Below are 18,076 nucleotides of genomic sequence, written 5' to 3'. Positions count from 1 at the left end.
AATTCAGCGCTTGGTTCCGCCGACGACCGCTTCAATAATACGGAGGGTCCGCTGGGCTCCCAAGCAAATGTTGCCCAGGAAACGGAAAAACTTCCGCACTGCCGTCTTATGGGACATCAACGTCCTCATACTGTCGCGTCAGAACTTACGTGCCCTGAGGCAGGAGGTTCGCTTTCGCCCGGCAGATGCAAACCGCCCTTTCACGTAAATATCCTGCGACGCCACACGTTATGATCGCCGGCCCGCCCATGCATGTTCCTGACCAGACACCACAAGAGCACCCGTCCGCGCCAGGTTATCGGGCCGGACTTGCCCGTTCGCTGCTATTGACGCTTATCGGGCTTGTCGTGTTCGCCGGGTCGGGCGCGAGCACCCAGGCCGCCGATCCGGCTTCACGTCCGACAACCCTGCCCACCTCGCCACTGATCTCCGCCGCGGAGCTGAAGGCCATGCCGCTGGATCAGGTGGCACGCACCCCGACCGTCCGCGTGCGTGGATCCCTTACCTACCTTGCCAATCAGCCCAGCATCCTTTTCGTCCAGGACCCCACTGGCGGTGTGTGCGTCTTTGGTCCTCGCGAGGCGGGTATCCGGCGGTCTCTGAAGGTCGGCGCGGTCATCGAGGTCGAAGGCATCGTCCTTTCCGGACGCGGAGGTCCATATCTTTCGGCCAAGCCCAAGGAGCCGCTCGCGATCACCGTATTCGACGAGACGGAACTGCTGCCACCCCGGCCGGTGGCGATCGCCGATGTGTTGACGTTGCGCGGGGCGGGGGAACTCGTAGAGGTGCATGGAACCTGCCGCTCGGCTCGGATCGAAAGCTTCGGGCCCCTACAGGAAGCCCTGGTCGTCACGGTCGTCGAGGCCGGCCAGCGACTGGAAGTCGCCTATCTGAACTGGAGCAATGCATCCATCCTGCCCAAGACCTGGGTCGGGGCACGAGTACGGGTGCGCGGCGTCTTCAATTCGACGGTGCCCGATCGCCAGCAGGTTGCGTCGATGCGCCTTCTTGTCGCTGCGATGCGGGATGTCGCCATTGTCAATGCCGCCACGCCGGCCGCGGCACTCCCGCTGTCACCGACGACCAGTATCGAAGCGGTTCCCGCCGACGAGACACGCGTTCGCGTCCAGGGCGTCGTCACGTTGCCGGTCGCCGGCAAGGGGATGTACGTGCAGGACGACGGCGGCGGTGTCTGGGTCGACGTTCCCGACCGCCAGACCCAGGCCAGGATCGGCGAAAAGGTGGATGTGGTCGGCTTCCCGCTGCTGCGCGACGGCAGCCCTATTCTTGAAGATGCGATCTGGGAGTCGATGGGCGCTGCCCAGCTGCCCTCAGTGATTCCCGTAACGGCCGACGAGGCGCTTTCCGGAACGTATAACTCCCGTCGTATTCAGATGGACGCATTGGTGCTCGAGATCTCGCGATTCAGCGAAGGTTCCACCATGGTCCTCCAGGCCGGCGAACGTGTGTTTCTGGCGCGGCTCGCCGGTCCCGCCGACGCCAGCCAGACCATTCCCGCGGCAGAGAACAGTTGGGTGCGGGTGTCCGGCGTCTGCGTGAACAATCGCGCCCCGCGGGAGACTTCGCCGGATCGGGCGGATGTCTGGGCAAGGCCGGTGTCGTTTCACCTGATGCTCGCCGGGCCAGACGCGGTCAGTGTCATTCGGGCCCCCAACTGGTGGACGCTCGAACGGGTGCTAGTTGTCATCGGCCTGTTGCTGTTGTCGGCGTTGGCGGCGATGGCGTGGGTGGTCGCGCTGCGTCGGCGGGTGACACAGCAGACGGTACAGATCAGCCGGCACGTCCAGCAGGAAACCCTCAACGAAGAGCGGATGCGCATCGCCCGCGAACTCCACGACTCGCTCGAACAGGACCTCCTCGGTATCACCATGCAGCTCAAGGCGACCGAAAAGCTGCTGGATCGCCCGGAGCGGGCTCGTACATCATTACAACTGGCGTCGGCGATGGTCCGCCGCAGCCAGGCGGAAACCCATCGTGCCGTCTGGGACCTTCGGGAGCGCAAAGTCGGTCAGGAGGGGCTCGTTCCGACCCTTCGATCGGCGCTGGCGGGGCTGACCAGCGGCGCCGGCACGACGGGCGGCCCTGAGATCGAAGTTGAAGTCAGCGGGCAGGAGCGCGAACTCCCGCCTCAGATGGAGAATCACCTGCTGCGCGTCGCACTGGAATCCGTCACCAATGCGTTCAAGCACGCCAGCGCCAGGACCGTTCGCGTGAAGGTCGATTTTGAAGACAACCGGGTGGTCTTGCGGGTGACGGACGACGGCAAGGGTTTCGACGCCGATCACCCGCCGGCCCCGGTCAGCGGCCATTTCGGCCTGTTTGGCATGAACGAGCGTGCGGCAAAGCTGCACGGCACCCTCACGATCACCAGCCGATCGGGGGAAGGAACGAGCATTCACCTGATCGCCCCGACGAACGGAACGACCTCGGCCACAGCCAGTTAGCGCGTTTCACGTGCCGGCAATATCATGAATCCAGGGCAAACCCGGAAGATTTCCCGCCCGTTGAGGGACGGTACGTTGTAAAGGAGTCTGATGCCTGTTGTAAACCTGTCCAGAATCTCCCCGGTGACCCGCCCTGGCGCTCGACGCCGGGCGGCCGTGGTCGCCGCGGTCAGTGCCATCGAACAGCTCGAGGTGCGCACCCTGTTCGCCGCCGTCAGCTTTACGGCCTCGAACCTCACCACCACCGCCGACGGCGCTCACGGCGTCTTCGTCTTTGACGTCAACAAGGACGGCTTCGACGACGTGCTTGCCGCCGTCGAAACCGACAACAGCGTCATCTGGTTTCGTTCCAATGGTGCCGGCGGGGGATTCACCGCGCAGACCATCACGACCAGCGCGTCGGAAGTCGGCGCGGTGTCGGCGGTCGATCTCGACAAGGACGGCGACATCGACATTCTCGCCGCCGCCAAGACCGGTCACCTGAGCTGGTTCGAGAACAACGGCTCCAATGCCTTCACCCCGCACAACGTGACGTCCACCGCCGTCGGCGCCAACGCCGTCATGGCCGGCGACCTCGACGGCGACGGCGACATCGATCTCGCCGCCGACAACGCCAGCGGCGACAAACTCGTCTGGTACGAGAACAACGGCGCGCAGGCCTTCACCGAGCGGACCATCCTGAGCAGCGCCGGCGTCGTTAAATCCGTCTTCGTCATCGATATCGACGGCGACACCGACAAAGACATCATCTCCGGCTCGGAGCAGTCCGACTCGGTCATCCTTTACCTCAACAACGGCAGCGGCACGTTCACATCGCGGAACATCGATACCTCCCTCGATTTCTGCCTGTCGGTCTTCTCCACCGATCTGAATGGCGACGGCGACATCGACGTTCTGGCGACGTCGCTCAATGGCGATACCGTCGCGTGGTACGAAAACAACGGCAGCGAGGTCTTCACCAAGCATGTCATTTCCAATACGGCCGACGGTGCCAGCGGCGTGTATGTCGCTGACATCGACGGCGACGGCGACAAGGACGTCCTCTCGTCCAATTTCGTGAACGACCACATCGACTGGTACGACAACACCGCCGGCAATGCCACGAGCTTTACCGTGCGGACGATCAGTGCCGCCGCCGACCAGGCTCAGGACGTGGCGGTCGGGGATTTCGATGGCGACGGCGACAAAGACGTGGCGTCGGCGTCGTACCGGGACAACAAGATCGCGGTGTACATCAGCGGACTGGCGACTTCACCACCGACGTCGCCCCCAACCTCTCCACCGACTTCTCCCCCGACTTCTCCCCCGACATCCCCGCCGACGTCGCCTCCAACGTCTCCCCCAACGTCCCCACCGACGTCGCCGCCCACTTCTCCGCCGACCTCGCCCCCGACTTCTCCGCCGGTCACGCTCGGCGCGTCGGCGGTCGGCAAGCTGCCGGCGTCGGCGGTTGCAGGCGCCAAGATCAAGGGGAGCGTCAGCGTCACGGTGTCGAACGCCACCGGCCTGCTCGTCAATTCGCCGGTCACGGTTCGGCTTTTTGCCTCGACCGATGACATTCTCGATGGTTCCGACCCCGAACTGGCCGCGATCACCAAGAAGCTCAAGATCGCGTCCGGTGCGAGCAAGGCGGTGAAGCTGGCGGTGAAGTCCTTCCCCGACACGTTGGCCGACGGCAACTACAAGGTGATCGCCGAAGTAACGCCCGTCGGATCAACCGCGACCACCGCCGCGACCACCGCCGCGACCACCGCTTTTACCGCCGTCGCCGCGCCGTTCTTCAATCTGTCCGGGACGGGCAGCGGGCCGGCGAAGCTGACGCCGGGCAAGAACGGAAAGTTCGTCGTAACGACACTAAACAGCGGCAACGTAAAACTGACCTCCACTGCGACGGTAACGGTCGAGACCGCACCGGAGGGAATCGTCGGCGCACCAAGAGTCGCGATCGCGACGGTGCCGGTGAAGTTCTCCGTCCTTCCCGGTAAGTCTAAGAAGATCACGCTCAAGTTCCTGATTCCCGAGTCGTTTGCCGCCGGGTCGTATCGCCTGGTGGCGACGCTGGATTCGGGGAATGCGATCATCGAGAGCAGCGAGATCGACAATGAAGTTCTGAGCACAACGGCGACGTTGATCGAGTAGGCGCGCTTCGAGTAGCTTCCCCGGTTCAGCCGGCGGGCTCGCCCGTCGGAATCTTGGAATCAGGGATTGAGGACCTCGCATGAAGTTCACGGCGACGCGCATCGTCATCACGGCCGTCTTTGCCCTGGTCGCGCTCACAGACGCGTCGCCGGCCGCGATCAAGGTCACGCGTAAACCCGCGAAGGTGGAATACCGCCCGTTCGATCCCCAGAACAAACCCGCCGACATGCCCCCGATGAACCACGGGGAGATCGCGTTCTGCAAAGGCGATTACGGCGTTGCCGTGAAGCTGGCTTACACCCCGAGTGTCCGCAAGCAGGCCAACGGCAAGTACCTGGCCAGGGTGGTGGTCGCCGACGTTTTCGTCGAGCTCGAGCTGATCAACCAGATCTGGATTCCGAACAACGCTAGCGACAAGCTCAAGGCACACGAGGAAGGGCATCGCCAGATTGCCGAGATGGTCTACGACAAGATCGCCGAGAAGGCCGCCCGGCAGGCAGCGGACAAACTGGACGGCAGGAAGTTCGAAGGGGAAGGGGCCACCAGCAAGGAAGCTAGCGAGGCCGCCGACGCTGCCATGGCCAAGGCACATTCGGCGATGATCCAGGCGTATCTCGATCAGACGAGCCGCGCCGGTCAGAAGACGCAGGAACTGTACGACGAGATCACCGCACACGGCGCCAGAGGGGAAGTCGCCGAGGCCGACGCAATCGCCAAGGCGTTCACCGATCGCCCGCCGCCACTCTGGGTCGGCAATCCGGCGACCCGACCCGCGACGCTACCAGCAACAAAACCGGCGACAAAACCGGTGCTCCGGACGACGAAGTAGTTCTCGTGACGTGGTCAGATCGCGTGCCCGGACGGCGAGCAAGCTCGCCGGCTTCACCCGGTCACACCTCGCGCGAGCACGGATCACCGACGAGCACGGATCACCGACCTCACGGGTCCAGCTTGATCGAACCGATCTGTGCCAGTGCCACCAGCGACACATCCGCAGGCACACCGTCGGGGCCCACGTCATTGCCGACGTACAGCGTGGACCGCGTCAGCAGCACATGGGCCGGCGAGCCGACCCGGAATTGGCCTGTCCGCGTTGTCGTGATGACGAACGGAACGAAGGGCTTGGCCTCGAGAAGGGACTTGATGTCGATGGGGTCTGCGGGCATATCGCTAAAGTACGGAAATAAGCCCAAAATCGCCACCAAAAGCCGGGCTTTGTCCTTACGCCGAACATTGCGATTGTGTCACTTCACTCGCTTCTCCCAGCCCACCGGCTGCGTCCATGCCTGCTTTTTCTGGTCCTTCATGCAGGGGTTCGCGGGGGTCTGGTCTGAAGTGATTTGGGCTCGGACATAGAGTTCCTTGCCCGTCAGTTTGTAGGTCGCGTTCCGCCCTTCGACCTTTGCGAGCTCAACGCCCACCGCTTCGGGCGGGATCGACTTACCGTCGTCCGGGGCGAGCGTACCGATGAACCGCGTGACGAACTTTGCATCGCCGTCCGCGGCGACGGATACCTTCAGCGCGCCCGCGGCGGCGTCGTACCGGACGTCACTCAATACAACGCCGCTGGAGGCGTAGAAGTCACCTGCCTTCATTGCGGCGATCAGGTCGGCGGCGGACAACGACTTTGCCCGGACGCAGACCCAGCCGCGGCCGGACGTTGCGCGGGTCATTCCGCTGACGTGATAGTTGTGACTGTCGTCGGTGCCCACACCGAACAGCGGGGCGGCCTTAAACGCCGTAACCCGAAGGGTATTGGCGATGTCCCAGATCCGGTCGATGCTCGGGTGGGTGGCGTCGCCTTCCTGATACACAATCGGATGCCCATTAAAGACTTCGAAGAAGCGCTCTTCGACCGCCTCGGCGATTTCCTCGGCCGTGACGCCCCACTTGAAATTCGGATGGTTCAGGTGGACGAGAATCGGGCGATTGAGTTCCCTGGAACGCTCTTCGGCCGCCTTGAGGTTGTTTCGGATGACCTCCACCACGCTCGACCCGCCCTGCGGCTTGATCGCTTCGCCGGCGATGTTGGTCGCGTTCATGTGGATCGGCTTCTGCTCGAACTTATCGCTGATCTCCTCGCTCGGGATCATCAGGAACTCGCCGGGGCGATCGAACTTGGGGGCGTAGTCGGCGAAGGGGGACAGGCGGATTTCGAACGCCTCGGTGGAGGTGTCGCCACGGGTTTTTGCCAAGTCGGCAAAATCCTTGAGATACTGCCGGGTCGCGGCCGCCGCGCCGCGCTTCTTGAGGTCGGCGAACCGCACCCATTTTTCGCCGGTCTGGATGGTGTTGTGATCCGAGATTCCGAGGAACTGGTAGCCGTTGTCGCGATACCATGCGGCAATGCGCTCGGGGAAGTCGTCGCCGTCGGACCAGAGGGAGTGCGTGTGGAGATTGCCCTTGTACCACCGGGGGCTGGCACTTGCGGTCGGGGGTGCATCCGCGTGGGACACCGGACCTACCCAAAGCAATGCACCCAGAGCAAAAATCGATAGAAGCCCAGTTGGCACCGTTAGAAGATGGCGGGACATTCGGGTTCTCCAGCAATGACTGTTCGCGACCGTTAACACGGGTGTTGTACCCGGCGTTGAGATATCTCGCGCTAAGGTTGTTCCCGGCAGGGGGATCGCATCGATTCTGACCATCGCCGCGAACTGCGTGACATAGGAGTCGTAACGGACTATAGTTGTCGCGACCCGTTCTCATTGCCGTGATTCTCTGGCCCGATATCGGGCCGGCGGCGGTTCGGGCGCAACTTGCTGTCTTACCCGGGCGCTTTCACCGTCCGCGAGGTGAGTAATCTATGTCGATCCAAATCACTGAAGCCGCTGCCGCCAAGGTCAAGGAAATCATCGCTTCTTCCGCCGACCAGCTCGCCGAAGAAGGTAACCCCGGCGCAGAAACCCGCCTGCGGGTCGCCGTAAAGGGTGGCGGCTGCTCGGGTTTCAGCTACGTGCTGGACCTGACCGCCGAGAACGCCGGCGAATACGACGAAGAGCTCGAAGTCCATGGCGTGAAGGTGCTCGTCGACCAGAAGAGCCTGCTCTACTTGGAAGGCACCGTCATCGACTACGTCAGCGAAGGCCCGATGCGCGAAGGCTTCGCATTCAAGAACACCAAGCACCATTCCTGCGGCTGCGGCAGCAGCTTCTCGGTGTAAAGCAACGCGCTGATCCCGGATACTGCGCTCAAAAGGTGTGACTACTCGCTGCTGTCGAACGCAAAGGGCGTTCTTCACGCGGAGTTCGCCCGTTGTTGCTTGCGGTTTCGCCCGTCTCCTTCGGGACGAAACGCGAAACCGCAAGCGACTTGTCGGACCTTTGCGCGGGCCCCCGACATTCCTTGCATCCCACTGACGACGCGTAGTTGCGGCGTCCATTGCGATTTTCATGAAAGGGATGTTTGGGAGCGCCAGCGATGGCCGGCTGCCGTAGCATCGTCGGATTCGACCTTGTCTCGGGAAGCTGGCTCGTCGCGCTCAAGTTTCTCTGGCCCCACGGAAGTACCATGCCCACGGAAACAGAAGAAATCGAAACACTCGCCAATCGCGAGTACAAGTGGGGTTTCGTTACGGACATCGAGTCCGACACGCTTCCGCCGGGCCTGACCGAAGACACCGTTCGCTTTATCTCCAAGAAGAAGGACGAGCCGCAGTGGATGCTCGATTGGCGGCTGAAGGCGTTTCGGCACTGGCAGACGATGGAAGAGCCGACGCACTGGCCGAAGCTCGAATACCCGCCGATCGACTACCAAAGCATCATTTACTACTCGGCCCCGAAGAAGTCGCTGACGAGCCTCGACCAGGTCGATCCGGAACTGCTCGCGACCTACGAAAAGCTGGGCATTCCCCTGCACGAGCGCGAAATGCTCGCCGGCGTCGCGGTGGATGCGGTATTCGATTCGGTTTCGGTGAAGACGACATTCCAGAAGTCGCTCGCCGAGAAGGGCATCATCTTCTGCCCGATGAGCGAAGCCGTCCGCGAGCACCCGGAACTGGTGCAGAAGTACCTCGGCTCGGTCGTTCCCTACAGCGACAACTACTTCGCCACGCTTAATAGCGCCGTCTTCTCGGATGGCAGCTTCGTTTACATCCCCAAGGGCGTTCGCTGCCCGATGGAACTGAGCACCTACTTCCGCATCAATGCCCGTAACACCGGGCAGTTCGAGCGGACGTTGATCATCGCCGACGCCGGTGCATACGTGAGCTACCTCGAAGGCTGCACCGCCCCGATGCGGGACGAAAATCAGCTTCACGCGGCGGTGGTCGAACTGGTCGCGCTTGAAGACGCCCAGATCAAGTACAGCACGGTTCAGAACTGGTACCCCGGCGACAAGAAGACCGGTAAGGGCGGCATCTACAACTTTGTCACCAAGCGCGGTGCCTGCCGGGGAGCGCGCAGCAAGATCAGTTGGACGCAGGTCGAAACCGGATCGGCAATCACCTGGAAGTACCCGAGCTGCATCCTGCAAGGCGACGACAGTGTTGGCGAGTTTTACAGCGTCGCGCTCACCAACGGCCGCCAGCAGGCCGACACCGGCACGAAGATGATCCATATCGGCCGGAACACCAAGAGCACGATCGTGAGCAAGGGCATCAGCGCCGGCCAGGGTCAGAACACCTACCGCGGCCTGGTGAAAATCCTCAAGGGCGCCCAGAACAGTCGTAACTACACGCAGTGCGATTCGCTGCTGCTCGGCGACAAGTGCGGGGCGCACACGTTCCCGTACATCGAGATCAAGAACACCACCAGCCGCGCCGAGCACGAAGCCAGCACGAGCAAGATCGGCGACGACCAGTTGTTCTACTGCAAGACCCGCGGTATCGCGCTGGAAGATGCGGTGAACATGATCGTCAACGGCTTCTGCAAGGAAGTCTTCCGGGAACTACCGATGGAGTTCGCCGTCGAGGCACAGAAGCTGTTGGGCGTAAGTTTGGAAGGAAGCGTCGGGTGATTGCGGTGGCATGGGCGTCTCGCCCATGTTTTCATCTGCTGACAAGCGACACACGGGCGAGACGCCCGTGCCACGAAAGAAAGAACAATGTCTGCTTTGCTTGAAATCAAGAATCTCCACGCCAAGGTCGCCGGCCCGAACGGCCGGTCGATCCTCAAAGGCGTCGATCTGACCATTGGCCGCGGCCAGGTTCATGCCGTCATGGGTAAGAACGGCTCCGGCAAGAGCACGCTCGCCCAGGTCCTCATGGGCCGCGAAGCGTATGAAGTGACCGAAGGCTCGATCACGTTCGAAGGCAAAGACCTGCTCGACATGTCCGCCGAGGAGCGCGCCCGCGAAGGCGTCTTCCTCGGCTTCCAGTACCCGGTGGAAATCCCCGGCGTATCGACCAGCTACTTCCTGAAGGCCGCCGTCAACGCCACCCGCAAGCACAAGGGCCTGCCCGAGCTCGACGCCGCGGAGTTCCTGAAGCTTGTCAAGAGCAAGATGGACCTGCTTAAGATGGACAAGAGCTTCATGAACCGCGCTGTGAACGAAGGGTTCAGCGGCGGCGAGAAGAAGCGGAATGAAGTGTTCCAGATGGCAGTCTGCGACCCGACACTCTGCCTGATGGACGAAACCGACAGCGGGCTCGATATCGATGCGCTGCGAACCGTTTCCAACTGCATCAACACGCTCCGTTCGCCGCAGCGGACGATCGTCCTGGTCACCCACCACGAACGGTTCCTGAACCTGATCGAACCCGATCACGTCCACGTCATGCTCGAAGGACGGATCGTGAAGAGCGGCGGCAAGGACCTGGCCTCGGAGATCGAAAACCGCGGTTACGACTGGGTGGAAAAGGAAGTCGCGCAGCTGGTGTAGCCCAGTCCTGAGCAGCTTTCACTTTTGTGCCATCCCCCGGAGGGGTGGGTTCCGACAGCCGTAAGATCCGACTACGATCACTCGCATCGCGACGCATCCCGACTACCATGACCCAACTGATGGAACCGACATCCTCCGACCTCTCGAACCTCAAGCGGCTGCAGAAGCAGGATGCCGCCGGTGGCTCGCCCGACTGGCTGACGGATCTGCGCCGCCGGGGCATGGCCCGCTTCAATGAAGTCGGCTTCCCGACGACCAAGCTCGAAGAGTGGCGGTTCACCAACGTCGCCCCGATCGCCAAGACCGGCTTCCGCCTGGCGACCCCCGACGACAACATGGGGTCGCGTCATACCGTCGAACAGTACACCTTCGGCAAGGCGGCGAGCGCCGAGCTGGTCTTCGTCAACGGCCACTACCGCCCCGACCTGTCCAACCTTGGTGATCTGCCCAAAGGCGCCCGGCTGATGAGCCTGCCCGAGGCGATCGAGTCGAACGAGGAAGTCGTCCAAGCGCACCTCGGTCAGTACGTTGATATCAACGCCAACGCGTTCGTCGCCCTGAACACCGGCTTTCTCCGCGACGGCGTGGTGCTGCATGTGGCGAAGAACGTGACCGTCGAGGGTCCGATCCACCTGCTGTTCGTCAGCACCGGTGCCCATGACGGCATCGCGCCGATCGTTTCGCATCCCCGGGTGCTGGTCGTCGCCGAGCAGAACAGCGAACTGACACTCGTCAAAAGCTTCGTCGGCACGCCGGGGCTCCACTGGTGTAACCCGGTGACCGAGGTCTACGCGGCCCAGGACGCCCGGGTCGATCACTACAAACTTCAGCACGACAGCGGCGACGCGTTTCATGTCAGCACGCTGCAGGTGAAGCTCGAGCGCGACAGCCAGTTCGTATCTCACACGGCCACCATCGGCGGCCGCCTGACGCGGAATGATCACAACGTCTCTCTCGCCGGGCAGGGCTCAACCGCGACGTTGAACGGCCTGGTCCTGATCGGCGGCGAAGACCACTGCGACAACCACACGCTGCTCGATCACGCCGCCCCCAACTGCCCGAGCCATGAGCTGTTCAAGCACGTGCTCGACGGCAAGGCGACGGCGATCTTCAAGGGCAAGATTCTCGTCCGCAACGCCGCCCAGAAGACCGACAGCAAGCAGCAGAGTAAGTCGCTGCTTTTGTCCGATGGCGCGACGATGGAAAGCATGCCGGCCCTTGAGATCTACGCTGATGACGTCAAGTGTACGCACGGCTCCACGACCGGTCCGGTGGACGAAGAGCAGGTGTTTTACCTGCGATCGAGGGGCGTCAGCCTCGCCGCCGCCCGGCACCTGATGACCTATGCATTCGCCGCCGACGTCACCCGCCGAATCAAGGTGACGCCTGTGCGGGAGCGGCTCGAATCCTTCATGGCGGCACAGCACGGATTGCCGGTGGACCTGCGGATTACGGATCTCGGGGAGCATGACGAGGGCGTCTTGAACATGTAGTCCTCGGATGAGCGCGTGGACGGCGTTCAGGCACCCTAAGATGGGGCAGACGCCTATGACTGTGACCTCCCAGAAACTGACAGATTCGACCGCGGCTGCCTCGTTCGACCCCTACAAGGTCCGCGCCGACTTCCCCATCCTCCAGACGACCGTCTCCCCCGGCGGACCGAAGCTGATCTACCTCGACAACGGTGCGACCACTCAGAAGCCCCGCCAGGTTATCGACGCCATCAGCCGCTACTACGAATCCCAGAACGCCAACATCCATCGCGGCGTCTACCGCCTGAGCCAGGTCGCGACCGATCTTTACGAATCTGCCCGCCGTAAGGTGCAGGCGTTCATCAACGCCGCCGACGAGAAGGAATGCCTTTTCGTTCGCGGGACGACCGAAGGCGTGAACCTGGTCGCGGGTTGCTGGGGGCGGACGAAGCTCAAGGCCGGCGACGAAGTGCTCGTCTCGACGATGGAGCACCACAGCAACATCGTCCCCTGGCAGATCGCCTGCGAGATGACCGGGGCCACGCTCCGCGTCATCCCGATGAACGACGCCGGCGAACTGGCGATGGACGACTACGCGAAGATGCTGTCGGAGCGCACGAAGTTCGTCGCCGTCACTCACCTTTCCAACGCGATGGGCACCGTGAACGACGTCAAGACGATCGCCCGGCTGGCCCACAAAGTCGGCGCGAAGGTTCTCGTCGACGGCGCACAGTGGGTTGCCCACGCCCCGACCGATGTGCGGGACATCGACGCAGACTTCTACGTCTTCTCCGGCCACAAGCTCTTCGGCCCGACGGGCATCGGCGTGCTCTACGGCAAGCGCGAACTGCTCGAAGCGATGCCGCCTTACATGGGCGGCGGCGACATGATCGAGTCGGTCACGTTCGAGAAGTCCACCTACGCGCAGCTCCCCAACAAGTTCGAGGCCGGCACGCCCGACATCGCCGGTGCCGTGGGCCTGGGCGCGGCGATCGACTACGTCACGTCGATCGGTGTCGCGAACTACGTGCAGCACGAGCAGGACCTGCTCCACTACGCCACCGAGCAACTGTCGGCGATCCCTGGCCTGCGCATCATCGGCACCGCGAAGAACAAGGGGAGCGTCGTGTCGTTCGTCATGGACGGCATCGCGTCGCTCGATATTGGCACCCGCCTCGACGGCGAAGGCGTCGCCGTCCGCACCGGGCACCACTGCTGCATGCCGCTGATGAACCGGCTCGGCATCCCCAGCACCACGCGGGCGTCGTTCGCGATGTACAACACGCGGGAAGACGTCGATGCCCTGGTCGCGGCGGTTCAGAAGGTCCGGCAGGAATCGAATGCCAAGGTCAGCCGCGCCGCCGCCGCGAATGAATCGGCCAGCGGCAACGGACATTCCCCCGCCGCGCTCGCCGACGCCAAGTACCCCGATCCCGCCGCCGGCAGCCCCACCGAGGCCGCCGACGAACTCGCCGAGACGTTCGACTTCCTCGGCGACTGGACCGAGCGGTATCACTTCGTCATCGAGATGGGCGCCAAACTTCTGCCCATGCCCGCGGTCATGAAGACCGAAGCGACGCGCGTCCACGGCTGCCAGAGCACGGTGCATCTGTTCGCAAGGGCTCATCCCAAGTCTCCCGACCGGCTCGACTTTCTCGCCGACAGCGACGCCGACATCGTCCGCGGGCTGATCGCGATCCTGCAGAAGGTGTTCGCCGGTCAGCGGGCGAAGGACGTGCTCGCATTTGATGTCGAGTCGTTCTTCCGCCGGCTCGGCCTCGACCAGCACCTGACCACCGGCCGCCGCAACGGTCTGGCCGGCATGGTCGAGCGGATTCGCCAGTTTGCCGCAAGACTCGCCTGATCCGGGGTGGCGATCTTCGGAGCCACTTGTCACAATTCGCCCACGTTACAGGTTCCTGTGTGACGAGGGCGCGATGAACCAGGCCGGATTGCCAACCACCCCCAGCGAAGCAGAGTCCGCCCGGCAGGCGAAGCTCGAACAGATCCGCCAGGACGTCGCCGACAAGCTCGCCCGCGGTGTTTCCGTCAACATCGCCAGCGTCGCCGAATCCAATCCCGACCTCATGCCCGAACTGGCCGACGAACTCCGTCTGCTCGAGCTGACTCACCGTCAACTCCTGGCCGCCAGGCGGGTAGAGGCCCTCGACGCGAGCCCGCCGGACGACAACGGGGAAGTCATTGTCCCCGGGTACCGACTCGATGCGACGCTCGGCCGTGGCGGGCAGGGCGTCGTCTTCCGGGCGACGCAGCTTTCCACCGGTCGCGAGGTCGCCGTCAAGGTGCTGCTCGGCGGACCACTCCTGAACCGCCGTCGGCAGGTTCGGCTCGAACGCGAAGTCACGATCCTCGCCTCGCTTCGGCACAACAACATCGTCGGCGTCTTCGACCACGGGCGTACGCTCGACGGATCGCTGTTCATGGCGATGGACTTCATCGACGGGCAGGACCTCGACGTCTGGGTCGAATCACGCCGCAGCGAAGCGGCAAACCCATCGGACGGTGTCCCAACAGGCGGTCTCCCATCGGACTATGTTTCGTCCGTCCTCACGCTGTTCGTCAAGATCGTTGACGCGGTCGCCGAGGCCCACTCCAGGAACATCGTCCACCGCGATCTCAAGCCGTCCAACGTCCGGGTGGATCGACGCAACGAGCCTTATCTGCTCGATTTCGGCCTGGCCCGCATCGTCCGCGACGACGACAGCCCTGCATTGAACGAACGAAGCATCTCGATGGAAGGCGACGTCGTCGGGTCCATTCCCTGGCTGAGCCCCGAACAAGCCAGCGGAACCGGCCTTGATGTCGGCGCACCGTCTGACGTCTATTCCATCGGCGTCATGCTTTATGAGTCGCTGACCCACCGACACCCCTATCCGCGAAACGGAACCCTCGCCGAGTCGCTCCTGGCGATTCAGAACGCAATTCCGACGCCGCCCAGCCACTTCATTCCGGGCCTCTCGCCGGAACTGGATGCGGTCGTCATGAAAGCCCTGGCCAAGAACCCCACCGACCGATTCGCCACCGCCGGGGAGTTCCTCGACGCACTGCGGCGCTGCCCGACAACGACATCATCGCCGACCGGACAACGAGCGCACGCCTACGACCCCGTCCCGCCGGGCGTTGCCGCTCCACCAACTTCAGCACCGTCGACTTCAGCACCGCCCTCTTCCACACCGCCGCCTCGCAGGTCGTTCCGTCGAGCCGTGGCTCTGCTGGTGCTGGCGCTGTCGGTCGTCCTGTTTGTCGTCATGGCTTGGCGCTCCATCCAGCGTCCGGACAGCAAGGCAATCTCCCCCTCGTCCGCGCCTGCCGCTACGGGTGCTTCACCATCGGCCGGTCTCCCGGGCAATTCCGAAGGTGCCGTCACACTTCTGAAGATTCTTCCGTCGGACGACACCTACGTCCGCGACGGAAACTTCTCGACCATCCCGCAGGGCGTCGAAGAGCTTCGCCCCAACAGCAACCACGTTCGGCTCGAAGTCAAAACCGTGAACGAGCCCGGCTTCACCCGCGATGCCTATCTCCGTTTCCCACTGAACACCATCCCATCCGGAAGAAAGGTTCGCAGCTCGGTTCTCTGGCTGTACGGGACGGCGCTGACCGGCAGAAACTCCAGCGCGGAACTTTTTCCGTCCATCAATGTCTCGGCGTTCCCATTCAAGGATGCGAACGCCGAATGGCTCGAGAGCACGTTAACCTGGCGAAATCGTCCCTATCTCCTGGGGTGGAACGATTTGAGCATGGCACTGGCGACAGTAGATGTTAAGACCGGCGAAGAGTCGTGGTACCCGCTGGACCTGACCAGCTTCCTTCGCGCCGAGTTGTCAGAGGGTCGCCGTGCGCTCAATGTTGGCCTGCATTCCGTGCCTACGGCAGACATCAACGCGCTGTTCACCTCCTCCGAGACCGAACGCCCGCCCACGCTGCACGTTTACCTCGAACCCTGATCGCCGGTAACGCCTCGTTGACTTTGCGTGAACGGCACCGTTGTAGTCCAGCCGCCTCGGCAGCGTTGCAGGCCGGACGTCTGCACCACAATCGCCGACACAAGAATCGGCTCCCTCGCCGACGAACCGAACGGCTTCATCCCGAACTACTTCGACTCCGCGATCGCGTCGGCCCGCCGGGTGAGCAGCGGCCGCAGGTGTTCCGCAGTCCGGCTGTCGCCGGCCACCTTGCGAAGCATCGACACCATCGCCGACGGCGGGATGCCACTGGCCACCAGCAGCCGCCTGCCGGCGACATCGGCGGCCATCTCGCAGGCGTCGTTGTCGTGGCTTCCCGACAGTGCCGCGCGATCCTCTCCGGCCGGCTCGGCTATCAGGTGACCGGCTTCGTGGGCGATCGCAGCCGCCAGCTCCTGGTCGCTCAACGCTTCCACGAGCCCCCGGCTCACATAAAGCCTGCCGCAAGGCCACGCGTATGCCGTCGGACGATCGCAATCCAGTACCGCCACCGTCAGTGGCCGCCCGCGGAGACCTTCGACCGTCGGGTCGTCCAACCGCAGGGCATCCAATGCCCGCCGGGCACGGCACGCCGGATCTCCGTCGATGCACCCGCCCTGACGGCTCACCCACCGGTCAACACTGGTTGCACCAGAGTCCACAGGGCGCGTCGCGCAGCCGGTGGCCACCACCAGGCAAACGAGCGACCCGAAAATCAGAGACGACGCTCTCACGCAAGGCCGGTATCACAACCGCGGTGCCAGCCCGCCGAACGTCCATAATCAGCCCCTTTCCCGCGTCGCCCGTAGGCAGCCCACGGCATGCTGCTTAACTGCGCGGCACTCAGCTTGCGTTCCCCGCAGTGCGGCTCCCGACGTCCTGGCCCCGGTCCGCCGGCCGCGACGGCCCTACAAACCTCGGGTTTCCGACGCTATCGTAAGAGCACCATGAAGTTCACCAAGATGCACGGCATCGGCAACGACTACGTCTACGTCAACGGCTTCGCCGAAACCGTCGCCGACCCGGCCGCCACCGCGATCAAGGTCGCCGACCGCCACTTCGGCATCGGCGGCGACGGCCTCATTCTCATCCTCCCGTCGTCCGTCGCCGACGTCCGCATGCGCATGTTCAACGCCGACGGCAGCGAATCCGAAATGTGCGGCAACGGCGTCCGCTGCGTCGCCAAGTACTCGTTCGATCACGGGTTGACGACCAACAACCCCATGAAGGTCGAAACCGGCCGCGGCGTGCTGTCCATCTCGCTCGACGTCCGCAACGGCAAGGTCGCCACCGCCACCGTCAATATGGGCGAGCCCATCCTCGACCTGCCGCAGGTCCCCGTCGACCGCGAAAAGGTCGTCGCCGGCAAGGACAAGAACACCTACCGGCTGTCCATCGCCCAATCGAACGAACTGCTCGACGCCACCTTCGTCTCCATGGGCAACCCGCACGCCACCATCTACACACCCGACGTGGCCAGGGTCGATCTCAACCGCGACGGCCCGGTTGTCGAGAACCACAAGGCGTTCCCGCGCCGCATCAACGCGCACTGGGTTCAGGTTCACTCGCGCGGCGAAGTCACCATGCGAACCTGGGAGCGCGGCTCCGGCATCACCCTCGCCTGCGGAACCGGTGCCTGTGCCGTGTGCGTGTCCGGCGTGCTCACCGGCCGCACCGACCGCAAACTCCTCGCCCACCTCCCCGGCGGCGACCTGACCCTCGAATGGCGCGAGAGCGACAACTGCGTCTACATGACCGGCCCGGCAACAGAAGTTTTCCAGGGCGAGTGGAACCCATAAACACGGCCATCCCCATGCGTCGTCGTTTGGCCGAACGAACCCAAGGCCGAAGACGAACGCCGAACATCGAACGCCCAACGCCCAACATCGAACATCGAACATCGAACACCGAATCGGCAAGCGCGGATAGCCGAACGAACCCGAGATCGCCTCTGGCGATTTCTATCGGGGGCCCGGCCGGCTGTCCGTGACACGGCTTTCCAAGCCGTGCAAGTTGCGTCATGAGTAGAAGACTGTTCATCCTCAATCACACCCTCTGCCGAACGAACCCAAGACGGCATCGCCGAACGAACCCAAGAACCCCTTGCCGAACGACCCCGTCAGTGACACGGGCTTCCAGCCCGTGCGTGGTGCGTGATGCTTCAAGCAGCTGCTCGCTTTGCATTTACTGTCCTCTCCACGAGTACATGGTTGGT

13 protein-coding genes are annotated in these 18,076 nt (G+C 63.3%); 10 read left to right on the top strand and 3 right to left on the bottom strand.

What is annotated here, in order from left to right:
• Nucleotides 1-347 precede the first annotated feature (347 nt).
• From IPV69_RS14300 to IPV69_RS14290, 3 genes are all read left to right on the top strand, one after another.
• Complete coding sequence (locus tag IPV69_RS14300) at nt 348-2,465, top strand: sensor histidine kinase (RefSeq protein ID WP_206290362.1); 2,118 nt, start codon at nt 348-350, stop codon at nt 2,463-2,465.
• A gap of 90 nt (nt 2,466-2,555) precedes the next feature.
• On the top strand, nt 2,556-4,604 hold the full coding sequence (locus tag IPV69_RS14295; protein ID WP_206290361.1) for an FG-GAP repeat domain-containing protein: 2,049 nt from the start codon (nt 2,556-2,558) through the stop codon (nt 4,602-4,604).
• 79 nt (nt 4,605-4,683) lie between these two features.
• Nucleotides 4,684-5,433: a hypothetical protein gene (locus IPV69_RS14290; RefSeq protein WP_206290360.1), complete on the top strand. Its 750-nt coding sequence runs from the start codon at nt 4,684-4,686 to the stop codon at nt 5,431-5,433.
• Between the two features lie 109 nt (nt 5,434-5,542).
• Here the strand turns inward: IPV69_RS14290 and IPV69_RS14285 are convergent, their stop codons facing one another.
• Together IPV69_RS14285 and IPV69_RS14280 are read right to left on the bottom strand one after the other, a co-directional pair.
• Entirely contained in the window at nt 5,543-5,770 is a 228-nt protein-coding gene (locus IPV69_RS14285; protein WP_206290359.1) for a hypothetical protein, read from the bottom strand.
• A 78-nt stretch (nt 5,771-5,848) separates the two neighbouring features.
• Nucleotides 5,849-7,060: a PHP domain-containing protein gene (locus tag IPV69_RS14280; RefSeq protein ID WP_206290358.1), complete on the bottom strand. Its 1,212-nt coding sequence runs from the start codon at nt 7,058-7,060 to the stop codon at nt 5,849-5,851.
• Nucleotides 7,061-7,410: 350 nt separating this feature from the next.
• On the opposite strand from IPV69_RS14280, the gene IPV69_RS14275 reads away from it, so the two are divergent.
• From IPV69_RS14275 to IPV69_RS14250, 6 genes are all read left to right on the top strand, one after another.
• The gene (locus IPV69_RS14275; protein WP_206290357.1) at nt 7,411-7,767 is read left to right on the top strand and encodes a HesB/IscA family protein; all 357 of its coding nucleotides are present in this window, start codon (nt 7,411-7,413) and stop codon (nt 7,765-7,767) included.
• A gap of 347 nt (nt 7,768-8,114) precedes the next feature.
• Nucleotides 8,115-9,560: a Fe-S cluster assembly protein SufB gene (gene sufB, locus IPV69_RS14270; RefSeq protein ID WP_206290356.1), complete on the top strand. Its 1,446-nt coding sequence runs from the start codon at nt 8,115-8,117 to the stop codon at nt 9,558-9,560.
• 96 nt (nt 9,561-9,656) lie between these two features.
• Nucleotides 9,657-10,424, top strand: coding sequence for a Fe-S cluster assembly ATPase SufC (gene sufC / locus IPV69_RS14265; protein WP_390884412.1), 768 nt, complete (start codon nt 9,657-9,659; stop codon nt 10,422-10,424).
• 107 nt (nt 10,425-10,531) lie between these two features.
• Nucleotides 10,532-11,917, top strand: a complete 1,386-nt coding sequence (sufD, locus tag IPV69_RS14260; RefSeq protein ID WP_206290354.1) for a Fe-S cluster assembly protein SufD — start codon at nt 10,532-10,534, stop codon at nt 11,915-11,917.
• Nucleotides 11,918-11,972: 55 nt separating this feature from the next.
• A complete protein-coding gene (locus IPV69_RS14255; RefSeq protein ID WP_206290353.1) occupies nt 11,973-13,760 on the top strand; it encodes a SufS family cysteine desulfurase in 1,788 nt (595 codons plus the stop codon).
• Between the two features lie 73 nt (nt 13,761-13,833).
• Complete coding sequence (locus tag IPV69_RS14250) at nt 13,834-15,864, top strand: protein kinase domain-containing protein (RefSeq protein WP_206290352.1); 2,031 nt, start codon at nt 13,834-13,836, stop codon at nt 15,862-15,864.
• A 146-nt stretch (nt 15,865-16,010) separates the two neighbouring features.
• Here IPV69_RS14250 and IPV69_RS14245 read toward each other — a convergent pair whose 3' ends face one another.
• Nucleotides 16,011-16,523 (bottom strand): M48 family metalloprotease, encoded by a 513-nt coding sequence (locus IPV69_RS14245; protein ID WP_206290351.1) that lies wholly within the window; start codon nt 16,521-16,523, stop codon nt 16,011-16,013.
• A 285-nt stretch (nt 16,524-16,808) separates the two neighbouring features.
• Here IPV69_RS14245 and dapF point away from each other — a divergent pair, with 285 nt between their 5' ends.
• Nucleotides 16,809-17,660 (top strand): diaminopimelate epimerase, encoded by an 852-nt coding sequence (gene dapF / locus IPV69_RS14240; protein WP_206290350.1) that lies wholly within the window; start codon nt 16,809-16,811, stop codon nt 17,658-17,660.
• Nucleotides 17,661-18,076: the final 416 nt, after the last annotated feature.

The sequence above is a fragment of the Humisphaera borealis genome, assembly GCF_015169395.1.
GTDB lineage: Bacteria > Planctomycetota > Phycisphaerae > Tepidisphaerales > Tepidisphaeraceae > Humisphaera > Humisphaera borealis.
The sequence above is the reverse complement of the archived record's forward strand: the minus strand, read 5'-3'. Positions and strand labels throughout refer to the sequence as shown.